At 67.5% G+C, this 24,268-nt stretch carries 21 protein-coding genes; 13 read left to right on the top strand and 8 right to left on the bottom strand.

What is annotated here, in order from left to right; genetic code table 11:
* Positions 1-2: 2 nt before the first annotated feature.
* From AB0L70_RS01180 to AB0L70_RS01160, 5 genes are read right to left on the bottom strand one after another with little or no spacing between them, the layout of a single operon-like run.
* Positions 3-2,477, bottom strand: a complete 2,475-nt coding sequence (locus AB0L70_RS01180) for a GH116 family glycosyl-hydrolase (RefSeq protein WP_363678615.1) — start codon at positions 2,475-2,477, stop codon at positions 3-5.
* Positions 2,461-3,093: a hypothetical protein gene (locus AB0L70_RS01175; protein ID WP_363678613.1), complete on the bottom strand. Its 633-nt coding sequence runs from the start codon at positions 3,091-3,093 to the stop codon at positions 2,461-2,463. Before AB0L70_RS01175 ends, AB0L70_RS01180 begins: the two co-directional genes overlap by 17 nt.
* Positions 3,090-3,914, bottom strand: coding sequence for a carbohydrate ABC transporter permease (locus AB0L70_RS01170; RefSeq protein WP_363678611.1), 825 nt, complete (start codon positions 3,912-3,914; stop codon positions 3,090-3,092). The genes AB0L70_RS01175 and AB0L70_RS01170 overlap by 4 nt, the downstream gene beginning before the upstream one ends.
* Positions 3,899-4,843: a sugar ABC transporter permease gene (locus AB0L70_RS01165; RefSeq protein ID WP_363678609.1), complete on the bottom strand. Its 945-nt coding sequence runs from the start codon at positions 4,841-4,843 to the stop codon at positions 3,899-3,901. Before AB0L70_RS01165 ends, AB0L70_RS01170 begins: the two co-directional genes overlap by 16 nt.
* Positions 4,762-6,060 carry a sugar ABC transporter substrate-binding protein gene (locus AB0L70_RS01160; RefSeq protein ID WP_363678607.1) on the bottom strand — a complete coding sequence of 433 codons (1,299 nt, stop codon included), beginning with the start codon at positions 6,058-6,060 and terminating at the stop codon, positions 4,762-4,764. The genes AB0L70_RS01165 and AB0L70_RS01160 overlap by 82 nt, the downstream gene beginning before the upstream one ends.
* A 319-nt stretch (positions 6,061-6,379) precedes the next feature.
* On the opposite strand from AB0L70_RS01160, the gene AB0L70_RS01155 reads away from it, so the two are divergent.
* Positions 6,380-7,600 carry a hypothetical protein gene (locus tag AB0L70_RS01155; protein ID WP_363678605.1) on the top strand — a complete coding sequence of 407 codons (1,221 nt, stop codon included), beginning with the start codon at positions 6,380-6,382 and terminating at the stop codon, positions 7,598-7,600.
* A 274-nt stretch (positions 7,601-7,874) separates the two neighbouring features.
* The gene (locus AB0L70_RS01150; RefSeq protein ID WP_363678603.1) at positions 7,875-10,805 is read left to right on the top strand and encodes a M36 family metallopeptidase; all 2,931 of its coding nucleotides are present in this window, start codon (positions 7,875-7,877) and stop codon (positions 10,803-10,805) included.
* Between the two features lie 178 nt (positions 10,806-10,983).
* Here AB0L70_RS01150 and AB0L70_RS01145 read toward each other — a convergent pair whose 3' ends face one another.
* Positions 10,984-11,991, bottom strand: coding sequence for a LacI family DNA-binding transcriptional regulator (locus AB0L70_RS01145; RefSeq protein ID WP_363678601.1), 1,008 nt, complete (start codon positions 11,989-11,991; stop codon positions 10,984-10,986).
* A gap of 116 nt (positions 11,992-12,107) precedes the next feature.
* Between AB0L70_RS01145 and AB0L70_RS01140 the strand changes: the two genes are divergently transcribed.
* The 6 genes from AB0L70_RS01140 (at position 12,108) to AB0L70_RS01115 (ending at position 16,942) form a co-directional block, all read left to right on the top strand.
* Complete coding sequence (locus AB0L70_RS01140; RefSeq protein WP_363678599.1) at positions 12,108-13,025, top strand: amidohydrolase family protein; 918 nt, start codon at positions 12,108-12,110, stop codon at positions 13,023-13,025.
* Positions 13,022-13,585 (top strand): cysteine dioxygenase family protein, encoded by a 564-nt coding sequence (locus AB0L70_RS01135; RefSeq protein WP_363678597.1) that lies wholly within the window; start codon positions 13,022-13,024, stop codon positions 13,583-13,585. Before AB0L70_RS01140 ends, AB0L70_RS01135 begins: the two co-directional genes overlap by 4 nt.
* A gap of 176 nt (positions 13,586-13,761) precedes the next feature.
* The gene (locus AB0L70_RS01130; RefSeq protein ID WP_363678595.1) at positions 13,762-14,574 is read left to right on the top strand and encodes a methyltransferase domain-containing protein; all 813 of its coding nucleotides are present in this window, start codon (positions 13,762-13,764) and stop codon (positions 14,572-14,574) included.
* 75 nt (positions 14,575-14,649) lie between these two features.
* Entirely contained in the window at positions 14,650-15,513 is an 864-nt protein-coding gene (locus tag AB0L70_RS01125) for an NAD(P)H-binding protein (protein ID WP_363678593.1), read from the top strand.
* A 40-nt stretch (positions 15,514-15,553) separates the two neighbouring features.
* Positions 15,554-16,039 (top strand): MarR family transcriptional regulator, encoded by a 486-nt coding sequence (locus AB0L70_RS01120; RefSeq protein ID WP_363678591.1) that lies wholly within the window; start codon positions 15,554-15,556, stop codon positions 16,037-16,039.
* A gap of 24 nt (positions 16,040-16,063) precedes the next feature.
* Positions 16,064-16,942, top strand: a complete 879-nt coding sequence (locus tag AB0L70_RS01115) for a helix-turn-helix domain-containing GNAT family N-acetyltransferase (protein ID WP_363678589.1) — start codon at positions 16,064-16,066, stop codon at positions 16,940-16,942.
* A 122-nt stretch (positions 16,943-17,064) separates the two neighbouring features.
* On the opposite strand, the gene AB0L70_RS01110 is transcribed toward AB0L70_RS01115, so the two are convergent.
* Positions 17,065-18,168, bottom strand: a complete 1,104-nt coding sequence (locus tag AB0L70_RS01110) for a TIGR03118 family protein (protein ID WP_363678587.1) — start codon at positions 18,166-18,168, stop codon at positions 17,065-17,067.
* A gap of 132 nt (positions 18,169-18,300) precedes the next feature.
* On the opposite strand from AB0L70_RS01110, the gene AB0L70_RS01105 reads away from it, so the two are divergent.
* Positions 18,301-18,696 carry a RidA family protein gene (locus AB0L70_RS01105; protein WP_363678585.1) on the top strand — a complete coding sequence of 132 codons (396 nt, stop codon included), beginning with the start codon at positions 18,301-18,303 and terminating at the stop codon, positions 18,694-18,696.
* 62 nt (positions 18,697-18,758) lie between these two features.
* A complete protein-coding gene (locus AB0L70_RS01100; RefSeq protein WP_363678583.1) occupies positions 18,759-19,568 on the top strand; it encodes a PhzF family phenazine biosynthesis isomerase in 810 nt (269 codons plus the stop codon).
* On the opposite strand, the gene AB0L70_RS01095 is transcribed toward AB0L70_RS01100, so the two are convergent.
* The gene (locus AB0L70_RS01095; RefSeq protein ID WP_363678581.1) at positions 19,565-20,188 is read right to left on the bottom strand and encodes a hypothetical protein; all 624 of its coding nucleotides are present in this window, start codon (positions 20,186-20,188) and stop codon (positions 19,565-19,567) included. The genes AB0L70_RS01100 and AB0L70_RS01095 overlap by 4 nt on opposite strands.
* Positions 20,189-20,435: 247 nt before the next feature.
* On the opposite strand from AB0L70_RS01095, the gene kdpF reads away from it, so the two are divergent.
* From kdpF to kdpB, 3 genes are all read left to right on the top strand, one after another.
* Entirely contained in the window at positions 20,436-20,525 is a 90-nt protein-coding gene (gene kdpF / locus AB0L70_RS01090; RefSeq protein ID WP_131363646.1) for a K(+)-transporting ATPase subunit F, read from the top strand.
* Complete coding sequence (gene kdpA, locus AB0L70_RS01085) at positions 20,525-22,186, top strand: potassium-transporting ATPase subunit KdpA (protein ID WP_363678578.1); 1,662 nt, start codon at positions 20,525-20,527, stop codon at positions 22,184-22,186. Before kdpF ends, kdpA begins: the two co-directional genes overlap by 1 nt.
* 62 nt (positions 22,187-22,248) lie before the next feature.
* The gene (gene kdpB, locus AB0L70_RS01080) at positions 22,249-24,261 is read left to right on the top strand and encodes a potassium-transporting ATPase subunit KdpB (protein ID WP_363679937.1); all 2,013 of its coding nucleotides are present in this window, start codon (positions 22,249-22,251) and stop codon (positions 24,259-24,261) included.
* Positions 24,262-24,268 lie beyond the last annotated feature (7 nt).

Genomic DNA, 24,268 nt, shown 5'->3' with positions numbered 1-24,268 from the left:
CGTCAGGTTGTCGGGATCACCAAGGGTTTTCCGGGGTGGATGGGGGTGTCTACCGGGTAGGGGGTGCCGTCGAGGTGGATGGTGGTTGGGGCTAGGTGGCCGGCTTGGCAGGTGAGGGTTAGGGATTCGGGGGTGCGGGTGGCGGTGCCCCAGCCGGTGTTGGTGACGAAGGGGGTGCTCCAGGTGTCGCCGGAGCGGGCGAGGGCTAGTGGGGCGAAGGTGATGGTGTTGGTTATTGCGTTGTGGTGGTAGCCGGTCAGGGCTTCTAGGACTGACCAGCCGGCGGCGTTGCGGATGTAGTGGTCGCCGCATTCGATGGGGTTGAAGGGGTTGCGGCGGGTGCCGTCGTACCGGGTCCAGAGGCCGGTCAGAATGGACATGCCCTCGTCGATGAGGCCTTCGTACAGGCAGTGGGCGGCTACCTGGTACTCGGAGCCGGTCCAGACCTCGTCGCAGTAGCGGGTCGGAATGTCGGGGCGGCCGCCGTGGGGCCAGGTGCACATCAGGAGGCCGGTGTCGTCCTCGTCGGCGAAAACCCGGTAGGGGTGGTCGAAGTCGCGGAAGCCGGTGCGGAGGTTGTGTCGTACGACGTTCCGCAGCGCAGTCTTGATGTGGTCCGCCGGAAGCAAGTACCCCAGCTGCAACTGATGCGCCCACCACTGCCCGATCAACTGATCCGCGAGGCACCCGTCACCCCACTGGAAGTCCCGCGTGTCCTCCGGCGCCAGCACCTGCCGGTAGTACTCGCCGGTGAACAGCTGCTCGTCGTACGCCGCACTCCCGCGCTCGAAGAGATCCCGGTAGTCCTTGGAGTCCTCGCCGAGTAGCAGAGCCATCTCCTCCGCGGACCGCAGTGCGGCCAGCCAAAGAGTGCCCATGAACGAGTTGACGCCACACAGGTCGATGTCGTGCGTGCTGGGCTGAATGCCGAGCAGTACGCCGTCCTTCTCCCACTTCCCGCGGATGTGCGCGAGCAGCCGGACCACAGCAGGCCAACGGCCGCGCAGCCACTCGAGCCCTGCCCCCTGACGCACCTCGCGATACGTCTTGAGGACGGTCCCGAGCATCCCGTCCAGCGCAGGCTCCTCCGGCCCGCCGATCGGCACGTCCCACAGCTGCCGGTGGTACAGCGGCGCCCGGACCCGGTGCGGGATGTACCCCTCGGGTGCCTGCATCACGTCGTACTCCGTGTCCCGCATGGTCTGCTCCAACGACGGGAACAGCCGGGACAGCGTCTGCTCGTAGTTCCACACGTGGGTGCAGTTGAGCGGACACGAGCCGCCGTACCGTCCGCCCCACATCACTGTGGACGCCCCGAGCACCCCCTCGAACCCGAGCACGTTGCCGTCGGCACCCTGGAAGACAGTAGGACTGCGTACGTCGGCCACGAGCGCAGCCAGCCGTGATCCGGCCTCACCGGGGAGACTGCTCGACTCGAACGCCTCACGCCAACCAGTGGTCAAGTCCTGAAGCTCCGACCACCGAGCGATGAAGGACTCGGCTGCGGCGACGGCGTCCGGCGTACGGCGGGTGTAGTCGTTGCCCAGCCAGAACCGGCTGTGTCCGTACTCCGGGTGCGGTCCGAACTGGTTGAAGTCGACATATCGGTTCGGGAAGTGCCACGCGATCAGGAACTGCACTTCAGCGGACTCACCGGGTGCAAGCGCGAAGGGGACCGCGAGACCACCGTTCCACGTGCTGCCAGCTGCACTAGCACCGCCGACGGGCTGTGCCGGCCCGTTGAGGAAGGCAACGAACTCCTCGGGCCGGGACCACTGCGCGTAGGTCAGTGCACGCGGTCCGTCGGTCGTGAGCACGAGTTGGCCGGCGCCGGGGTGATCCGCGGGCAGCGAGCCGTTCTCCAGTACGAGCGAGGTCCAGTCGCCGTGTCGCCGGACCCGGTTGGTGTTGCCGCCGTACAGGCTGCAGGAGACGCCGTCGATCGGGGTGACGCCGTCCCAGCCGACCGAGTTCTGCAGCGCTCCTGCGAGCTTGCCGTGCACCGCGATCTCACCGGGGTTGTGCAGAACAAAGGTGAACGCGGCTACCGGTTGCGAGCTGGCCCCAGCGTCGGAAGGCACCAGCGGATTGAAGACAGACATGCTGACCTCGATCGGGAGGTCGGTGTCGAAGTCGACGCGAGCGCCGGGGTACGTGGCGGTCACCGTTGGTGTCCCGACCGGCCTGAGGAGCTCGTGCAGGCGCGACTCACCAGGCGGTACGACGTCGTCGGTGACAAGAGGCGTGTCGGACGGAGTCAGCGGAGGCCCTTGCAGTAAACGGACCTCGTCCACGGGCGGCTCGACGCGGGAGAGCCGGAGAGCGAAGAAGCTGTCCGGGACATGCCCCTCGTGGTTGCCGATGTTGTGCAGCTGCCATTGCCGCAGTGCGCCGTTGCCGGCCAGCGCGACCGTACCGGTCCCGAGGCCGCCGAGTGGCAGTGCGAAGTGTCGAAGGTTGTCACCGGTGTAGCGCATGATTCTCCGTCCATGTACCAGCGGAGGCGAACAACGCCACCGGGCCGGGGGCAAGCAGAAGCAGTGATGCAGTCACCGACGTGCCGAGCAGCAGCGCGACAAAAGCCAGTGCGAGTACGCCGAGTGGCACGAGCGGTGCACGCGCGACCAAGTGGAGCGCGGTGAGCCAGAGAGCCTTGCCGCGGAGCCCACCAGTCACCCGGAGGCTGAACGCGTAGCAGGAAGCCAGTACGGCGAGAACGCCGAAGCAACCGCTGACAGCCAGGGGGATCGCGAAGACCGGACCGGTGTAGAGGTCCCGGTTGACCAGAGCGAGCGCGCCAACCACAGCAGGAAGGATGGCCACTTCAAGGCCCGCAAGTCCGTAACGACGAAGGTTCACCAGTAGTAGGAGCACGCCACCGCGTTGACGGAGTACTACCGAGTCAGTAGTCGCGATGACGGCTGCCCAGACCGGTCCGACGAGCAGTGCGCCAAGGAGCACGCTGATGGGGGACAGGCCCGGGCTGACGAGCACTACCAGGCCGAACGCCGTACAGACGAGGACTCCGGAGGCGGCGACCAGCGGGAGCTCATGCCACAGCGCGCGGAAGGCGGCGGGTAGGTGGTCGGTCATACCCGCAGGCCCGTCGATGCGATGGAGGCGATGAAGGACCGCTGGAAGATCAGGAACAGCACGAGGATCGGCAGCACCACCAGCGTGATCGCAGCGAACAGTACGACCGCCGGACCGCCACCCATCGCGCCCTGCAGTGACACGAGGCCGACGGGCAGCGTCATCTTCTCCGGCGACGACAGGAAGATGTACGGCCAGAAGAAGTTGTTCCAGGACGCCTCGAACACGAAGATCCCGAGCGCGGTCAGTCCCGGCCGGGCCAGCGGCAGGATCACCCGGAACAGGATCCAGAAATGCCCGGCGCCGTCCATGATCGCTGCTTCGTCCAGCTCCCGTGGGATCGACGCGATGTACTGCCGCAGGAAGAAGATCCCGAACACGTTCACCAGCGCCGGCAACCAGATCGCCACCGTGGTGTCGACCAGATGCAACCAGCGCATCATGATGAAGATCGGGACGACGGTCAGCTGCACCGGTACGACGAGTGCCGCCAACAGCACCGAGAAGATCTGATCGCGCCCGGGGAACCGCAACCGGGAGAACGCGTACGCCGCCAGCGCACTGGTCAGCAGTGCACCGGCAGTCGTGAGTACGGCGATCTGCAGGCTGTTCCACGCCATCTGCGCGAACGGAATCAGGTCCGGCACCTGCTGGAAGTTCTGCAGCGTCGGCGGCCGTGGGATCCACTGCGGCGGCAACTGGAAGGCGTTGATCGGCTCGGACAACGCGTTCACGATCAACCAGACCAGCGGCGCGATCATCAGCAGCCCGCCGAGTACCAGGACGAGGTCGAGCAGCTTGCCCTTCACTGGTGTACCCACCGTCGGCTCAGCCGGAACTGCAGCCCGGTGACGATCATGATCACGACGAACAACACCAGCGACAGGGCGGCGGCGTACCCGACCTCGAAGGACTGGAAGCCCTTCTCGTAGGTGTACTGCACGATGCTCCGGGTCGCGCCGTCCGGACCGCCCTGCGTCATGATCACCATCGGGTCGAAGATCTGGAACGCGCCGATGAACGTGATCACGGTCGCGAAGAAGATCGTCGGCGACATCACCGGCAGCGTGACACTCCAGAACCGCCACCAGGCGTTCGCGCCGTCCACCCGGGCGGCCTCATGCAGTTGAGCCGGCACGGTCTGCAGTCCAGCCAGCAGGATGATGAACGTGTATCCGATCGTGTGCCACCAGTCGACCACGATCAGCGTCGGCAACGCCCAGGTCGGCGACGCGAGCCAGTTGGTCGTCGCCGAGAGGTAGTAGTTCGCCGGTCCGAACGCCGGATCCAGGACGTACTTCCAGATCAGCGCGACCGCGGCCCAGGAGACGAGGAACGGAAAGAAGTACGCCGTACGGACGAAGTATTTCGTTCCCCGGGTCATGGTCCGATGGACGCCGAGCGCGAGCAGCATGCCGATGCCGATGTGCGTGACGACGGAGGAGATCGCGAACACGAACGTGTTGACGATCGCGCGGACGGTGGCGCCGTCGGTCACCAATTGCTTGAAGTTGTCCAGGCCGGCGAACTCCGGCGTACTCAGCAGGTCCCAGTGGAACAGGCTCAGCCCGAACGCGGCGAGCAGCGGAGCCGCGACGAAGACCAGGAAGAGGAGGACCGCGGGGCTGATGAACAGGTAGCCCGGCAGCCAGTCCCGGCGGTGGGGTTTCAGACCAACCCCTCCAGCGCGGTCTGCGCCTTGCCGAGCGCGTCGGCCGGCGACGCGTTCCCGGTCAGCACCTGCTTCCACCCGTCCTCGACCGCCTTCTGTACGGCGGCACCCTTGTCCGGCGACGGGATCGGGGTCGCGTAGCTCAGCGCCTGGTAGAGGTACTCGGTCCCCTTCGGTGCGTCGGTCAGGAACGACTCGCTGTTCGCGATCGACTTACGGGCCGGGACGATCGTGCCGCCGAGCTGGGCGAAGAACGACGAACCCTCCTTGGAGATCAGGAACTTGATGAACGTCCAGGCGTCGTCCTTCTTCTTCGACGCCTTCATGATCGGGTAGCCGTTCCAGCCGACCGGTGAGCCCTGCTTCACCTTGGTCGGCCACGGCACGATGCCCATCTTCGCCGTCGCCTTGAGGTTGCGGATGCTGATGATCGGCCACCGGCCACCACCGAACATCGCGAGCTTGCCCTGGGCCGCCGCGGTCGTCGCGTCGAACGTGCCACCCGGCGGCGGCGACAGCTTGTCGGCGACCAGCTTCCGGTTGAACTCGGCCGCCTCGATCACCGCCGGATCGTTGTACGTCGGCTTCGACCAGTCGTCGTTGAAGCTGCTGGTCCCGTTGGTCAGCAGCCACGGCATGATCGCCGCGAAGTACTCCGGACCGGCGGCGTACCCGAAGGCGCCGGTCTTCGCCTTGATCTGCTCACACGCGTGCCGGAAGTCGTCCCAGGTCCATTTCGGGCTGGGCTCGGGTACGCCGGCCTTGGCGAACAGCTCCTTCGAGTACCACATGCACATCGTGTTGAACTCGCCCGGCAGGTAGTAGGTCTTCCCGTCCGTGGACGCGTACTTCTTGTCCCATTCGATCAGGTTCGGGTCCATGTCGGCGTAGTACTCGTCGATCGTGGACTTGTCCTTGCTGATGTAGTCGTCGAGCGGCGCGAGCAGGCCCTTCGAGGCGAACAGCCGCTGCCCCTCGGTCGCCACCTGGATCACGTCCGGCACCTGACCGCCGGCCAGCCGGGTGGACAGCTTGTTGAAGAAGTCACCCCAGTTCGACAGCGGGATGCCCTCGGCCTTGAGCTTGATCTCCGGGTGCTGCTCGCTGAACTTCGCGAACAGCTTGTTCCAGGTGGCCTGCTGCTCGGCGGTGCCCATGTAGACGAACGACAGCTCCTTCGTCGACGACCCACCGCCGCCGTCGTCGCTGCCCCCGCAGCCGGCCAGCGCGGCGGCGAGCGCCGTACCTCCGGCCGCTTGCAGGAAGGTACGACGGCTGAGCGGGGACGGATCCATCGGTTGCCTCCGGCAATTGCGGGAAATCGATTTCTCGCAAGGATAGGCCCGGTGGCCGAAACCGTGTCAAGGCCGCGGCCCGCGAAACACAGGGGGAATCCTTCACTGTCCGGCCCGATCCGCGCGGCCCCGTCAGCCCGCGGAAAATCCGGTCGGATCGGGGCGGGTGTCACGGGTGCACCTATGACATTTGTCAGGGGGCCGATCGCTGGATTCGAGCACCGCGATGGACGGACGATTTCGGCACCCCCACCCCGCCGGTCACCGCCCCCCCGACGAACGGTCCTGGGACGGTGGCCTGCTCAACTCGAGGAGTCCTGTGAGGCAACGGATTCTCGTGTCCGCCCTGGGTGCCGGCGCACTAGCCGTCGCTGGGCTGACCGCACAAGCAGTCACCGCACAAGCAGTCCCCACGCAGGGGGCCGCCGCCCCGTCGTACACCGCCGGGAAGCACGCCGCCCGCGTGTGTTCCACCGCGAAGGCCAAGAACACCGCGAGTTGCAACGCGGTCAAGCTGGTCGACGCGCAAGGTTTCGCTCCAGCGGCCAGCGCCCCACCAGCGACCGGGCTCACCCCGTCCGGCCTGCGCGACGCGTACAAGCTGAACGGTCTGAACGCATCCGGACGTACGGTCGCGATCGTCGACGCGTACGGCTATCCGAGCCTGGAGCGCGACCTCGGCGTCTACCGGTCCCAGTTCGGCCTGTCCTCGTGTACCAAGGCCAACGGCTGCCTGAAGATCATCAACCAGACCGGCGGTACGACGTTGCCGACGTTCAACGTGGGTTGGGCCGGCGAGCAGGCCCTCGACGTCGACGCGGTCTCGGCCGCGGCGCCGGACGCGAAGATCGTCGTCGTCCAGGCGAACTCGGCCAGCTTCGCCGACCTCGGCACAGCGGTCCAGACCGCAGCCAAGCAGGCCGGGGTCGTTGCCATTTCCAACAGCTACGGCGGTGGTGACGCGTCCGACTCGACGTACGGCAAGTACTACAACCACCCGGGCATCGCCGTCACCGCATCCACGGGTGACGACGGCTACCAGGGTGGCAGCTACCCGGCGTCCTCGGCGTACACGACGGCCGTCGGCGGTACGTCGCTTGTTGCCGCCAGCAACTCCCGTGGGTGGAGCGAGACGGTGTGGTCGGGTGCCGGTTCCGGGTGCTCGACGTACAACACCGCGTTGAGTGCGGCGGCGTCGTTCGGCACCGGCTGCTCGAAGCGGGCGATGGCGGATGTGTCCGCGGCCGCCGACCCGAGCAAGGGCGGGATGGCGATCTACTACCCGACCAGCAAGACCGCGTCGACCTGGGCGCAGTTCGGTGGCACCAGTGAGGCCGCCCCGATCATCGCGGCGGTCTACGCGCTGTCCGGGAACACCACCGGTTACGCGAACGCGCTGCCGTACGGCCACGCGAGCTCCCTGTTCGACGTGACCAGCGGTAGCAACGGCTCGTGCCCGACCGTCCAGTGGTGCACCGCACGCACCGGCTGGGACGGCCCGACCGGCCTCGGCACCCCCAACGGCGCCAGCGCCTTCTAAGGGCCTCCAAAGCGAACGGGCGGACCCCTACCGCGATTGGGGTCCGCCCGTTCATCTCTCGGTACAGAGCGGGCCGTGACACTTGTCGTGGCGGGTTGCTGGCTGGGTGCGACCATTCTTCTGTTGCTCCTAGTACTGTTCCGGGCACGAAGGACAACCCTCGTCCCCACGTCATTCCGGTGATTTCCCTTCCCAGGAAGCTCCGACCGGCCTAAGGTCGCCCCCGGACGGGTCGTGGAGGGCGACCCGCAAACGACCTCCCTGGAGTTTTTCTGTGAAAGCATCACGCAGAGGGCGGGGGCTCCTGGCAGTCACCACCGCCGTCTCCGCCGCCACTGTGCTGGCCGTGACGGCCGCCGGTGGCGCTACCGCGGCCCAGACCGCCGGTCCTGGTGAAGGCAAGGGCAAGGCAGCTCAGGCCGAGAACCTCAGCGGCAAGGAGCGCAAGGGCAATTACGACGCCCGTACTCCGAACGCCAAGACCACCCACGACCGCGCCGCCAAGGTGGCCGGCAAGGAGACCGCGGCCTCGGAGAAGTTCCGGAACTCGCTCGGCACCCAGGGCGTCGTCCAGCTGGACCCGAACACCGGGACCCCGGCCCAGGTGACCAAGCTGAACGGCTTCCTCACCGGCAAGAGCGCGAAGAAGGCGAAGGACATCGCGCTGGCCTACGTGAAGGCGCACCCGGAGGTCTTCAAGCTCTCCGACGCCGACCTGGGCACGCTGAAGCTGCGCAAGGACTACGTCGACGAGCTGGGCACCCACCACGTGTTCTGGTCCCAGGTGGTCGACGGTGTCGAGGTGTTCGGCAACGGCCTGAAGGCCAACGTCACCAAGAACGGCCAGCTGATCTCGGTGATGGGTTCGCCGGTGGCCGGACTGGCCTCGCAGGCCCAGGCCAAGTCCGCCACCGCCACTCCGAAGGTGTCGGCCCCCGCGGCGCGTTCCGTCGCGATCGAGGACATCGGCGGTACGGCGAAGAACGCGACCGCGAAGACCGCGGGTGTCAGCACCACGTTCAGCAACGGCGACACCGCGAAGCAGGTGTGGTTCCACACCGCCGACGGGCTGCGCAAGGGCTGGATGACGTACGTCAACGCCGGCGGCACGAAGGTCTACACCCACGTCATCGACGCCCAGACCGGCGCCCTGCTCTACCGCCGGGACCTGTCCAGCGCGGGCAACGGCGACGCGCTCGTCCAGGACAACTACCCGGGCGCCCCCAAGGGCGGCACGCAGCGGGTCGAGAACCTGATCTACAACAAGTGGCTGCCGAAGAACGCCAAGACGCTGCTGGACGGTACGTCGGTCGCGGCCTGGGCGGACGTGAACGACGACAACCAGCCGAACACCGGTGAGACGGTCAAGGTGCCCGGCACCCCGACCGGCGGCCAGTACAAGCTGGTCCCCTTCCAGAACAACTCCTCGTCGTTCTGCTCGGCCGCGTTCATCTGCACCTGGGACCCGGCGAAGCCGGACTCCTGGAAGACGAACATGAACCAGGACGTCACGAACGCGTTCTACCTGGCCAGCAACTTCCACGACTGGCTGGCCAAGCCGCCGATCAGCTTCACCCCGGCGGCCGGCTCGTTCGACGCCGTGGACGGCGACCCGGTCCACCTGAACGCGCTCGACGGCGCGGCCACCGCCTCGAACGGCGGCCCGGACGCGAACCACATCGACAACGCGAACATGAACACCCCGCCGGACGGCACCCCGCCGACCATGCAGATGTACCTGTGGCACGCCCCGGGCGCGACCGACGCCCAGGACCCCTGGGTCCCGGCCAGCGGTGCGAACGACGCGAGCATCCTCTACCACGAGTACACCCACGGTCTGTCCAACCGTCTGGTCGTCGACCCGACCGGCAACTCGACGCTGAACAGCATCCAGGCCGGCTCGATGGGCGAGGCCTGGAGCGACTTCTACGCCGAGGACTACCTGGTCTCGCACGGCCTGGAGAAGGACACCACCGCTCCCGGCGAGGTCCTCGAGGGCAAGTACGTCTCGGCCGGCGCGCTGTTCCGTACGCAGGCGCTCGACTGCCGGGTCAAGGCGGTCAGCCCGAACTGCATCCAGCCCGACGGGTCGAAGGGCGGCTACACGTACGCCGACTTCCCGACCATCGGTGGCACGCCCGAGGTGCACGCCTCCGGTGAGGTCTGGGCCCAGACGCTGTGGGACCTGCGGGAGCGCTTCGGCCGCAGCTACGCGATGAGCATCATCACCCGCGCGATGGAGCTGTCGCCGGCCGACCCGACCATGCTCGACATGCGCAACGCGATCGTGCAGGCCGACCTGGTCGCCAGCGGCGGCAAGAACGCCGACACCATCTGGACCGTCTTCGCCAACCGTGGCATGGGCTGGTACGCCGGTGTCATCGACGGCGGCGACGCGTTCCCGGCCGAGGACTTCCACAAGCCGCCGACAGGTGCGACCACCTCGCTCAGCGGCACCGTGAAGGACAAGGACACCGGTGCTCCGGTGGTCGGAGCGCTCGTCTACATCGGCGGACACTCGTCCGGTTACGCCGGCGACTACGCCGCCTCGACCGACTCGAAGGGTAACTACACCATCACCGGTGTCGCTCCCGGCACCTACCCGAAGCTGGTCATGTCGGCCCCGGGCTACGAGCTGCTGGTCCAGGCGGCCACGGTCAAGCCTGGCGCCAAGTCCAACTTCGCACCGCGTCGCAACTGGGCGGCCGCATCCGGCGGCGGCTCGGTAGTGGACTTCAACGGTCCGGACTTCAGCCCGCAGTGTGGGCCGGCGTTCGCGATCGACAACGCGCAGGGCACCGGCTGGGGCAGCACCACCGGTGACGACAACGGCACGCCGACCAACACGATGATCGCCAAGCACATCGACATCAAGTTGCCGGCGAAGGTCAACGTCAGCGCCTTCAACGTCGACCCGTCGAACACCTGTGGTGACCCGGGCAGCGCCGCGACCGGTAAGTACCGGATCGAGACGTCGGCCGACGGCACCACCTGGGCGACCGCTCAGGAGGGCGAGTTCGGCGCCGCGAACCGGGGCAAGTACAACCTGCTCGCCCCGACCGGCAACTCCGCCGGGGTTCAGTACGTGCGGTTCTGGATGCTCAGCCCGCAGGTTCCGGACTTCGCGACCAACTGCCCGGACGGTGCGTTCGGTGGCTGCCAGTTCACCGACATGACCGAACTCCAGGTCTTCGGTACCAAGTAACCCAGTACCAAGTAACCCAGTACCACCCCGCGAAGGCCGGCCGAGCACCCGCTCGGCCGGCCTTCCGGCGTCTTCACGGGTGAACGCGATGTCCACATGGTGAGCATCGGGAAGTAAGTGTAGTGAATTAGTCTAGTTTCGCGGTGTGGATGTTGCTGCTCAGTGGCCGTCGTCTCGCTCAGGTGGGCGGGGCGGCGACCGAGCCGCGCTCGATCAGCGTCGGGGCGATCGTGGTCCGGCGGACCCGGCGGTTGGTGTCGATGGCCGAGGTGACGCGGGTGACGACGTGGTCGACCAGGACGTCGAGCGGCCAGTGGAAGGTCGACAGGGGCGGGGTGAGCAGCTGGGACATCGGCTGGTCGTCGTACCCGAGCAGGGAGAGGTCGTCCGGGATGCGGAGGCCGAGCTCGCGGCTGGCGGCGTACACACCGAAGGCCATCGAGTCGGCGAGCGCGAGGATGCCGGTCGGGCGCGAGTTGCTGGTCAGCAGCGCGCGGGCGACGTCGGTCGCACCGGCGAGGTCGTGCGGGCATTGCAGGATCCGGACCTTCAGCTTGAGATCCCTGGCGACCCGCTGAGCGATCTCCTCGGCGGGCCGCTCCACTTCGAAGCGCCGGGTCGGACTGAGTACGGCGACCTGCCGGTGGCCGGCGTCCGCGAGTCGGCGCAGGGCCGTGCTGACGCCGGTCTCGTTGTCGAGCACGACCTCGGACTTCGCCTTCGCGCCCGGGAGTGCGTCGCCGATCGCGATCACCGGCGCCTGCGCGGCGATCTCGATCCAGCCCTTCGCGGCCGGGTTGATCGGGATCACCACAATCGCGTCGGCGCGGTGGTCGACCAGGTGCTGGGCGAGCTCGAGCTGCCGGTCGGCGTCGCCGGCCGAGTCGATGATCCAGGCGTTCCGGTTCGGCGCGAGGAGCTCCCGGCCGAGCGCGGCGGCGAGTCGCTGCTGCCACAGATCCTCGAGGGAAGCGCACAGTACGCCGACCGAGCCGCTGCGCCCGGAGGCGAGCGCCCGGGCCACCGGGTCGGCCTGGTAGCCGAGCCGGTCCGCGGCGTCCTGGACCCGCTGTCTGGTCTCGGGAGTGCCGTGCAGACCGCGCAGCGCGTACGACACCGCAGCCATCGAGAGCCCGGTCTCGGCGGCGATGTCCTTCAGGGTCGGCCTCCGGCTCGTTCCCGGCATGCCCATGACCTTAGGCCAGTCCGTGGACAAAAACTTGACAACGCGGCCATTGAAGCGCTTCACTCTAGACATCCTGAAGCGCTTCAATCTGATCAAATCGCCGGGAGGAGGGGCCGATGATCGACGTCCACCAGCACCTGTGGCCGGTCGAATTCATTGACCGCCTCCGTGCCCGCAGCGAGCCGCCGTACCTGGACGGATGGACGCTGCACACCGCGTCCGAAGCGCCGTACGACGTGGATCCGGCGGCGCACGCGGTCGACAAGCGGGTCGCGCTGGAGCAGGACTCCGGTACGGCGCTCGCCGTCGTGTCGCTGTCGAGCCCGCTCGGGATCGAGCATCTCGGGGATGCGGCGCTGCTCGACGCGTGGCATCTGGGGGCTGCTGAGTTCCCGACTCCGTTCAAGGCGTGGGCGGCGGTGAGCTTGCCCGAGCCGGACGTTGCCGGGCTGGAATCCCTTCTGGATAAGGGGCTTCTTGGAGTGCAGTTGCCGGCGCATGTGCTTGGCACGCCTGATGGCTGGGCTGTTCTGGGTGAGCTGCTGGCGCTCATGGAACGAGCAGGAAAGCCGATCCTCGTTCACCCGGGTGTGGCCGGCGCGGCCGGCGAGACGCCCGGGTGGTGGGCGCCGGTTGTTGACTACACGACCCAGCTGCAGGCGGCCTGGTGGGCGTGGCACTGCTTCGGCGGGCGACGTTCGTACCCGAAGTTGCGGCTGTGCTTCGCGGCCGCCGCGGGTCTCGCGCCCGTGCATCACGAGCGGCTGGCCGCGCGCGGCGGCCGGCTCGGCACCATCGACCCCAACCTGTACGTCGACACCTCGAGCTACGGCCCGCAGGGGATCGACGCGGTGGCGCGGGTTCTCGGCATCGACCAGGTCGTGCACGGCACCGACCGGCCGTACGCCGGGATCACCGAGCTACGCCAAGGCGACGCCGCGACCGCGGTGATCCGCCACGACAATCCGCACCGGCTGCTCTTCGGGGGTCTCCCCGAGGGCCGGTACGCAACTCCTGAGAGGGGAGTGCAGTGACTGCTCAGCCCATCACCGACGTACCCGTCGTGCCGGCGCGCCAGGCCAGCCGGCTCGTGGAGCTCAACGACTGTCTGTCGCTGGACAACCTTCCGGGACGTGATCTGGACCCCGCTGAGCTGTCCGAGCTGGCCGCCTCGCTCGCTGCGCAACCGCATCTGTGGGAGGACAAGGTCGCGTACAGCGATGAGGAGCGGGTCTTCGCCTCGCTGCATCGGGACGCGAACGTCGATGTGTGGCTGATCTGCTGGACTCCGGTCAACGACACCGGCTGGCACGACCACGATGTGTCCTCCGGTGCGGTCGCCGTTGCCCGCGGGAAGCTGGTCGAGCACAACCTCGCGATCGGCACCGAGTCGATCGAGACCGAGGTCGAGGCCGGCGACGTGTACGGCTTCGGCCCCGACCACATCCACCGTCTCACCGGTCTCGACAAGGGCAGCGTCACCGTCCACGCCTACAGCCCACCCCTGTGGCGCATGGGCCAGTACTCCGTCAAGGACGGCGTACTCCGCCGGGTCTCCGTCTCCTACGCCGACGAACTCCGCCCGATCGACTGAGTAGGACAGCGGACCGCCAGCACTCATCAAGTGCCGCAGGCCACCTCCGGTGAGCCTGAGGGATCCTGCTCTCGAGCAGGTTGTGTAGTGCTGGCGGTCCGCATCCTCTATCTGCCCCGGGTTGCCCCTTGATCTGGCCTGCCTCGGACGGGGGTCCGTGGTGAGGATTGCTTGTCATGACGATTCATGGGGAGCTAGAGGAGCATTACGGGGAGCGGTATGACGAGGCGGGGCGGTTGGGGGCGTCGATCAAGGGGCGGCTCGAGCTGGCTCGGGTTCAGGATCTGCTGACGCGGTATCTGCCTCCACCGCCCGCGGCGGTTGCGGATATCGGTGGTGGGCCTGGTGTGCACGCGGGCTGGCTTCAGCAACGTGGGTACAACGTCCAGCTGATCGACCCGATCGAGCGGCACATCGTCCAGGCGACCGAGGCCGGGATCAGCGCTGTACAAGGGGATGCGCGGCAGCTGCCGTGGGACGACGAGGAGTTCGACGGCACGTTTGTGGCCGGCCCGATGTATCACCTGCGGGAGGCGTCCGATCGGCAGTTGGCGCTGCGAGAAGCGACTCGGGTGACGAAGCTCGGTGGGTTCGTCGCGGTGATCGCGATCAACCGGGCCGCCAACCTGATCGGCTCGACGTTGGCCAACACGCTGATCCAGCGACAGGGTGTGGTCACGGAGATCCTCCGCGACGGGTTCAGTCCGCAGAACGAGCGGATGGCGGAGACGACGTACCACACCGTCGCCCAGTTGAGGTCCGAGCTGATGAACTCCGGCCTGCGCGGCGTCACGATCCACGGCCTGACAGGTCCGGGCGGCTGGCTCACCGTGATGATCGACGCGCACTACCAAGGTCAGCCGCTGCCCGACAGTCTCCGCGAGCCGGATCCACTCCGCACCGCACTGGAGTGCTCCCGCCTCGCGGACCGACATCCCGAGCTCGTCCAATCCAGCTCCCTCCTCTTCGGCATCGGCCAGCGGGCCTGACGATCCCTCTTGCGCCATGATCATTCCCAGATAATATGAGATCCATACGATATGGACCGCAGGATTGGAGTGGGCATGATCGTGGTCACGGGAGCGACGGGCGTGGTCGGGCGTCCGTTGGTCGCACTGCTGAGGGATCAAGGGCTCGACGTACGGGCGGTAGCCAGGTCGGCCGACGCCGCAACACTGCCCGCCGGAGTGGACGTCCGGCGGGCGGACCTGGCTCGGCCGGAGGAGGCCGCGGGTGTTCTCGAAGGGGCTGACGTTCTCTTCGTGCACCCGCGAGCGGTCGGCGAGGCCGCGGAGAAGTTGGTCGCGTTGGCGGCCGAGAGCGGCGTACGTCGGGTCGTCGTCTTGTCGGCGGTGAATGTCGACGACGACCCGGCGTACCAGCCGTCGCGGGCCAACGGTGACCGCAACAAAGAGGTCGAGGACGCGGTCGTCACCGGGGGACTGCCGTGGGTGGCGGTGCGCTCGAGCACGTTCGCCGTGAACACCATCGGCCTGTTCGGTGCGCAGGCTCGTGCGGGTGACATCCTCAGAGCGCCGTACGGCGACTTCGCGGAAGCCCCGATCCACGAAATGGACCTCGCGGCCGTGATCGCCCAGGCGCTGGTGGACGACAGTCTCGACGGTCGCCGGATCCCGGTGACCGGACCGCAGTCGGTGACGCACGAGGAGATGGTCGGCATCATCGGCGAGGTCACCGGTCGGGACCTCCAGTTCCAGGAGGTGCCGCCGGAGCAGGCGATTCGCGGGATGGTCGCGAGGGGTCTGCCCGAGGCCTTCGTCACCGCGCTGATGGGCAGATACGAGCGCGGTGCCGGAAAGCCGGCCGAGGTCACTGACGAGGTGGAGCGGATTCTCGGTCGCCAGGCTCGTACGTTCACGCGGTGGGTCGCGGATCATGCGGACGCGTTCCAGGTGCCCGCTGGGTAGGGTGTCGTGCGGATGTCGTACGACCTGAGGAGCAGATGGTATGAGTTCGGGAGCTTCTGGTGGGGGTCGGAGCAGGCGGCGGCTGGCGACCGAGATCAAGGACTCGCTGCGGGAGCTGAGTAATCAGCTCGCGATGCTCAATCGCCAGGTCGGATCGCATCTCGCCCTCAAGGACGTCGACCTGGACTGCCTGGAACTGATCGGGCGGCACGGACCGATGAGCCCGAGCGAAGTGGCCCGGCGGGCGGGCCTGCATCCGGCCACGATGACCGGCGTACTCGATCGCTTGCAACGCGGCGGCTGGGTCGTCCGCGAACGTGATCCGGACGGGCCCGACCGTCGCGCGGTCACCGTCCGCGCCGTCCGCGATCGCAGCGGTGAGGTGTTCCACCTCTACGCAGGCATGAACAGCTCGATGGACGACCTCCTCGCCGACTATTCAGTCGCCGAACTCGAAGTCCTCGTCGACTTCCTCCGCCGCACCGCCACCGCCGGCCACACCGCCACCGCCGACCTCGCCAACTGACTCTTCTCTGACTAAAGTCAGCGAATGGAGGTTGCCGAGGTCAGGAGATTCCATCGGGTCGTCACGCAGCGGGCCGGGGTGCTGCAGGAGGCCTACCTGGGCCGCGATCGGTCGTTGGGCCTGGACCGGGTCCTGTGGGAGATCGGTCCGGACGGGTGTGACGTACGGGCGCTGCGAGCCCAACTGGAGCTGGATTCGGGGTATCTGAGCCGACTGCTGCGCTCGTTGGAGAGTGACGGACTGGTCCGAGTGGAGACGAGTGCCGGGGACGGGCGGGTGCGGATCGCCCGGCTGACCGAGCAGGGTGTTGCCGAGCGAAGGCTGCTTGACGAGCGGTCCGATGAGTTGGCCGCGTCGATCCTGGCCCCGTTGAGTGAGCGGCAGCGGGTGCGGTTGGTGGCCGCGATGGATGAGGTTTCGCGGTTGCTGACGGCGTCGATGGTGCGGGTCGAGGTGGTGGATCCGCGGCGTCCGGAGGCGCAGTACTGCTTGCAGGCGTACTTCGAGGAGCTCGGCCGGCGGTTCGAGGCCGGGTTCGACCATGCTCGCAGTATCCCGGCGGGGAATGCCGAGCTGACATTGCCGGCGGGATTGTTGCTGATGGCAACGCTTCGGTCGGAGCCAGTCGGTTGTGGTGGGCTGAAGCTGCACGGAGACGAGCCGGCGGAGCTCAAGCGGATGTGGGTGTCACCGGACGTGAGAGGGCTCGGCGTCGGGCGGCGGTTGCTGTCAGAGCTCGAGCGGGAGGCTGCCGCTCATGGTGCTCCCGCCGTACGGCTCGAGACCAACCGCAACCTCACCGAGGCAATCGCGCTCTACCGGGCCTCGGGGTACCAGGAGGTCCCGCCCTTCAACACCGAGCCCTACGCCCATCACTGGTTCGAAAAGCCCCTGAACACCTGAGCTGCCGGGGCCAGTTCGCTGCTGTCGAGGTCTGCGCGGTCGGTCACCCGGACGCCCAGTAGTTGCTCGACCGTCCGTTCCACCCGCCGACCTTAGCGGCCGGCGGGCGGAGGCGGCTGGGTTCAGGACAGACGCAGTACGCCGACCAGGCCGTGCGTCTCGTGGTCGGGGCCGGCCGAGAACCAGAGGGCGTCGGTGCCGCCAGTGGTCGCGGTGCCCTGGAGCAGGGCCCAGAGACCGTCGATCTTCAGGGTCTTGCCCCTGGCGTCGCGGACCTGACCATCGGTCTTGTAGCGGTTGTGGGACTTCGGCTGCAGGATGTTGATCCGGCCGTCACCGAAGTTACCGACCAGCAACGTGCCGGCCGGCTGGCCCCACGCGGCGGGGGCCAGGGCGAGACCCCACGGCGCGTTCAGGTCACCACGGGAGGCGACCCGGCTGACGAGCTTGCCGTCGACCGTGAACTCGTCGACGAAGCCGAGGCCGCGACCGGCAGCGTTGCGACCGGTCTTCGGGTCGACCTTGGCGTAGGCGACGAAGATGTGCCCGTTCAGCGTCTGCGCGTTGAAGGGCGAGTACCCCTTCGGCAGCGAGGAGTCACGGAACGCCCACCATGGCAGCTTCACCGGAGCGAAGGTGCTGTCGAAGACGTCGATCCGGCCCTGCGCGAAGTTGGCGGCGTACAGACGGTCGGCGGTCGGAGAGATCGCCAGGCCGGTGTAGGCAGCGCCCGGAGTCGTGGCCTTGATCTCCGCCGCACCCATCAACGGCGAGACCGGCGGTCCCCAGGCCGCGATCTGTCCGGTCAGGGTCGAGAAGATGAACCGGGCCGGGCCACTCACGGTCCCGTTGCTGAGGACGAAGCCGGTGCCGGGGTTCGAGACCTGCCCGGTCGGCAGCGGCACGTTCACGCGGATGGTGGGCACCTTGGTCGCGACGGTCGCGGCCGGTGCGGACGAGTAGAGCGTGGAGGTCGACGTACCTTGGTTTGACGTCCACAGCGGGGAGGTCGCGCCGAGCGCGAGGCCCCACGGGTTCACCAGGTCGGCGTCCTGCAGGCTGGCCTTGCCGGCCTGGTCCGAGACCAGGTTGACCTGCTGTACGGCGAGATGCCTCGGCCCGCCGTGGTTCGAATGAGCACTGGCGGTCGCGGGTGCGACCAGAGCGAGACCGCTGACGAGTGCGGCCGCAACAGCGAGTGGACGGCCGTTCGAGCGAAGTGACATGTCACTTTCCTGTCGGTCGGGATGCGGAACACCATCGACACGGCCGGTTTGGCTAGGCGGTTCAATCCGGGCAAGGTAGACATGAAGCGACCTCGGGGTGGGGAAGCAGTAGGTGAGTAGGAGGGGGAGTACATGTCACGTCTTGCGATCGAGCCGTTGAATCCGGTGATCTTGCCGCCGGCGACAGGGAACTACACCCACGGCGTCCAGGTAGAGGGCGCGCAGCGGATGGTGTTCGTCAGTGGACAGGTTCCGTGGGGTAACGAACACGGCCGGGTGCCGGAGACGTTCGAGGCGCAGTGCCGGATGGTCTGGCGCAACGTGCTCGCGGTCCTGACCGAGGCCGGGATGGGCATCGGCAACCTGGTCAAGGTGACCACGCACCTGTCCGACCGACAGTACCGCGCGATGAACTCGAAGATCCGCGAAGAGGTCCTCGGCGACCACGCCCCGGCTCTCACGGTCATCATCTGCGACATCTACGCCGAGAACTGGCTGCTCGAGATCGACGCCGTCGCGATGGCGTAGCGGGCCACTCGGCACCGAGTGGCTATATCAACCGCAACGCAGCACGGCTTAGCGTCGAGATCATGAGGATCAGGGTCGTTGACGCGTTCGCCGATCGTCCGTTCACCGGGAACCCGGCCGGTGTGTGCCTGCTCGAGGCGGGTGCCTGGCCGGACGGCGCTTGGATGCAGACCGTCGCGGCCGAGATGCAGCACGCGGAGACCGCGTTCGCCCGTCCGTCGGAGCGCGCTGACGCGGACTGGGACCTCCGCTGGTTCACGCCGACCATCGAGGTCGATCTCTGTGGTCACGCGACGCTGGCGACGACGCACGCCCTGGTGTCGGACGGGCTGGTCAGCGGGAAGGTGAGTTTCGCGACCAGGAGCGGCGTACTCACGGCCGCGATCGACGACGGGTGGATCACCCTCGATTTCCCGGTCAACCGACCGGCCGTGGCCGAGGTGCCGGCTGGGTTGGTCGAGGCACTGGGTGCCGAGCCGGTCAGTGTGCACAGCACGGGCGAGTTGTCCGACGTTCTCGTCGTACTGGCCGACGAAGCGGCCGTCCGGGCGTTGGCGCCGGACCTGGGTCGGGTGAAGGCGCTCAATCAGCGCGACCGGAACCGGGGGACGATCGTCACCGCCCCCGCGGACTCCGGCTACGACTTCGTGTCCAGGTTCTTCGCTCCGGCCAGCGGGATCCCGGAGGACCCTGTCTGCGGGAGTGCGCACACGGCGCTGGCGCCGTACTGGGCCGAGCGCCTCGGACGGGACGAACTGGTCGGATACCAGGCGTCCGCCCGAGGCGGTGTCGTCCGTGTCGCCACCGTCGGCGACCGCGTCCAGCTCACCGGTCAGGCCGTCACGACGCTCGACGGCCAACTACTGGTCTAGGCCCAGGTCTCGGCGTGGGTGGCTACGCCGTTCGGGGCGACGAGTTCGGTCACCACGTCCTCGGCGTCCGCGTCCAGCGGCTCGAAGGGAGCCTCCGGTACGACGTACGCGCGGGCGCCGGCCACCATCTCGATGCCCGGTAGCTCGAACCACGCCTCGCCGACCTCGCGGCTGATCTCGTAGATGGCCTGCTCGGCCGATTCCACCGGCTCCCGCTCGGCGGTCTCGTCCAGCTCGGCCGGGTGCCGTTCCTGCGCGGCCCGGCCGGCCTCGAGCAGTGCGTCCAGGTCGACCACGCGCAGGTCGAACCGGGACACCACGCTGATCACCTGGTCCTGCTCGGCCTCTTCCTCGTCCTCTTCGTCGACCGCGTCGTCCAGCAGCAGCGGCGCCGTACCGGTGTGTTCGAAGACGGCGTCGTTCCAGTCCTCGACGAGTTCCTCGAGCGCCGCGTTCTCCTCGTAGAGCGCGGTCTGCTCCTCTTCGCCGGTCATCGCGAGCAGAGCGTCGGTGTGGGCCTGGAGACGCTCGGCGAGCTTGCGGCTCGCTTCCACCAGCGCCTCCCGGGTCTCCGCGGAGAAGAACTGCTCGGCGGGGGCGGGGATGTCCAGTTCAGTCACGTGCTTGTTCTTCCCTCGTCTGTTGGTGGGAATGCCAGCGTAAGTATGTGAGAAGCGTGTGAGAGCTCTGTCAGTGGGTGTGAGAGGCCTGCGAGAACACTCCTGATCGGGCAGCGAGCGATGTGCAGTGAACTCATGAGCATCTGTTGCCACGAGGTGGTGGCGTCATGCATGACGTGATCTACCTCGCCGTCACCGTCGTCGTGTTCGCGGCCATCTGGTACGCGCTGCGTGGAGTGGAGAAGTTGTGAGCGCCGAGAACATCGCCGGCCTGGTGGTCGCCGTGGCCCTGGTCCTCTACTTGGTCGCCGCCCTGATCTTCCCCGAGAGGTTCTGATGTCAGACACCGCGGCCGGCCTGTTGCAGGTCGGCTTCCTACTCCTGTGCCTGGCCGCCGTCTACCGGCCGCTGGGTGGGTACATGGCCCGCGTCTACACGTCCGACAAGGACCTGCGGATCGAGCGCGTGACCTACAAGCTCTTCGGCGTCGACGCGAAGGCCGATCAGACCTGGGGCGTGTACGCCCGGTCCCTGATCGCGTTCTCCGCGCTCAGCGTCGTACTGCTCTACCTGTTGCAGCGCCTGCAGCACTGGCTGCCGCTGTCGCTGGGCCTGCCGAACGTCGAGTCGGGGCTGGCGTTCAACACGGCTGCGTCCTTCGTCGCGAACACCAACTGGCAGTCGTACTCGCCCGAGGTGACGATGGGCCACCTGGTCCAGTTCGCCGGCCTCGCCGTACAGAACTTCCTGTCCGCGGCCGTCGGTATGACCGTGGCGGTCGCCCTGATCCGCGGCTTCGCCCGGGCCAAGACCGACCGGCTCGGCAACTTCTGGGTCGACCTGACCCGGACCACGCTGCGGGTGCTGCTGCCGATCGCGGTCCTGGGCACTCTCGCGCTGGTCGCGATGGGTGTCGTCCAGAACTTCTCCGGCGGACACGAGGTCGCCTCGGTGGTCGGCCAATCGCAGACCATCCCCGGCGGCCCCGTGGCCAGCCAGGAGGTCATCAAGGAGCTTGGCACCAACGGTGGTGGCTTCTACAACGCCAACTCGGCGCACCCGTTCGAGAACCCGAACGGCCTGTCGAACCTGTTCGAGATCTTCCTCGAGCTGGTCATCCCGGTCGCCCTGACCCGGACCTTCGGCCTGATGGTCAAGGACAAGCGGCAGGGCTACGCGATCCTCGGTGTGATGGGCACCCTCTGGGCCGCCTTCACCTTCGCCGCCACCTTCTTCGAGACCCAGGGCGCCGGTACGGCGACCCAGGCCGCGGGTGCCGCGATGGAGGGCAAGGAGACCCGCTTCGGCGAATGGGCGTCAGCCCTGTTCGCAACCTCGACGACAGGTACGTCGACCGGCGCGGTGAACTCGGCGCACGACTCGTTCACCCCACTGGGCGGCGGTACGACGCTCTTCCACATGATGCTGGGAGAAGTCAGTCCGGGTGGTACCGGGACCGGGCTCTACGGCATGTTGATCCTCGCCATCCTGGCCGTGTTCGTCGCGGGCCTCATGGTCGGACGGACCCCGGAGTACCTGAAGAAGAAGATCACCGCACGCGAGATGAAACTGGTCTCGCTGTACATCCTGACGACGCCGACCGTCGTACTGGTCGGTGCCTCGCTGGCGATGGGACTCGCGGTGGCCCGGGCGTCGATCTTCAACACCGACAGCCCACACGGGTTCTCCGAAGTCCTCTACGCGTTCACCTCGGCCGGTAACAACAACGGCAGCGCGTTCGGCGGTATCAGCGCGAACATCCCGTTCTACAACACCGCCCTCGGGCTGGTGATGCTGCTCGGCCGGTTCGTCCCGATCGTGTTCGCACTCGCCCTGGCCGGCTCGCTCGCCCAGCAGCAACCGGTACCGGTGACCCAGGGCACGCTGCCCACTCACAAGGCCCTGTTCGTGACGATGCTCGTCGGCACCGTCCTGATCGTGACCGGCCTGACCTACTTCCCCGCACTGACTCTTGGACCCCTCGCGGAGGGACTGTGACCACGCTCGTAAGGCCGCCCGCAACCACGCCGGCGGCATCTCCGAAACGCGCAGCGTCGGGTCTGTTCGACCCCAAGATGCTGCTCACCTCCTTGCCGGACGCGCTGCGCAAGCTCGACCCGCGGGTGATGGTGAAGAACCCGGTCATGTTCGTGGTCGAGGTGGGTGCGGTCGCGTCGACGATCTTCGCCTTCACCGACTCGAGCGTGTTCGTCTGGTGGATCGTGGTCTGGCTCTGGCTGACCGTGATCTTCGCCAACCTGGCCGAGGCGGTCGCCGAGGGCCGGGGCAAGGCCCAGGCCGAGACGCTGCGCCGGGCCAAGACCGAGACCACCGCACGCCGGCTGGCCGGTGACCGCGAGGAGGAGATCCCTGCGACCCAGCTCCAGCTGGGTGACCTGGTGGTCGTCGAGGCCGGGCAGATCATCCCCGGCGACGGTGACGTCGTCGAGGGCGTCGCGAGCGTCGACGAGTCGGCCATCACCGGCGAGTCGGCCCCGGTCATCCGTGAGTCCGGCGGCGACCGCAGCGCGGTCACCGGTGGCACCAAGGTGCTGTCGGACCGGATCGTCGTGAAGATCACCACCAAACCCGGTGAGAGCTTCATCGACCGGATGATCGCCCTGGTCGAGGGCGCCTCCCGGCAGAAGACGCCGAACGAGATCGCGCTGAACATCCTGCTGGCCAGCCTGACCATCGTCTTCCTGGTCGCCACGGTGACGCTGCCGACGTTCGCGGCGTACGCGAAGACGGATCTGAGCATCGTGATCCTGGTGGCCCTGCTGGTCTGCCTGATCCCGACCACGATCGGTGCGCTGCTGTCCGCGATCGGTATCGCGGGCATGGACCGGCTGGTCCAGCGCAACGTCCTGGCGATGTCCGGCCGGGCCGTCGAGGCCGCGGGTGACGTGAACACGCTGCTGCTCGACAAGACCGGCACCATCACGCTGGGTAACCGGCAGGCGTCGGAGTTCATCCCGGTCGAGGGTGTGACCGACACCGAGCTCGCCGACGCGGCGCAGCTGTCCAGCCTGGCCGACGAAACACCGGAGGGCCGGTCGATCGTCGTACTGGCGAAGACCGGGTACGGACTGCGTGAGCGGCACACCGGAGAGTTGCCGCACGCAACTTTCGTGGAGTTCACCGCACAGACCCGGATGAGCGGCGTGGACGTGGACGGCCGGCAAGTCCGTAAGGGCGCGGCCGGTGCGGTCAACGCCTGGATCAGCCAGCACGGCGGGACCACCGACCCGAAGCTCGGCGAGATGGTCGACGGCATCTCTGCTTCCGGCGGTACGCCGCTCGTCGTCGCCGAGACCGTGAACGGCAAGGCGCGCGCACTCGGCGTCATCCACCTGAAGGACGTGGTCAAGGAAGGCATGCGGGAGCGGTTCGACCAGATGCGCGCGATGGGCATCCGGACCGTGATGATCACCGGTGACAACCAGCTGACCGCGCGCGCGATCGCCGAGGAGGCCGGGGTCGACGACTTCCTGGCCGAGGCGACGCCCGAGGACAAGATGGCGCTGATCAAGAAGGAGCAGGAGGGTGGCCGCCTGGTCGCGATGACCGGTGACGGCACGAACGACGCTCCGGCGCTGGCCCAGGCCGATGTCGGGGTGGCGATGAACAGCGGGACGTCGGCCGCCAAGGAGGCCGGCAACATGGTCGACCTCGACTCCAACCCGACCAAGCTGATCGAGATCGTTGAGATCGGCAAGCAGTTGCTGATCACCCGCGGATCGCTGACCACGTTCTCGATCGCGAACGACGTGGCCAAGTACTTCGCGATCCTGCCGGCGCTGTTCGCGGCGGCGTACCCGGGGCTGGACAAGCTGAACATCATGGGGCTGCACTCGCCGGAGTCGGCGATCGTGTCCGCCATCGTGTTCAACGCGCTGGTGATCGTGGCACTGGTACCGCTGGCTCTGCGGGGCGTTCAGTACAAGCCCTCGTCCGCGTCCGCGATGCTGCGCCGCAACCTGCTGATCTACGGCGTCGGCGGTCTGATCAGCCCGTTCGTCGGAATCAAACTCCTGGACCTGGTGATCTCCTTGATCCCCGGTCTCCGCTAACAGTGTC

The sequence above is a fragment of the Kribbella sp. NPDC051952 genome (assembly GCF_040680855.1).
Classification (GTDB): Bacteria; Actinomycetota; Actinomycetes; order Propionibacteriales; family Kribbellaceae; genus Kribbella.
The sequence above is the reverse complement of the archived record's forward strand: the minus strand, read 5'-3'. Positions and strand labels throughout refer to the sequence as shown.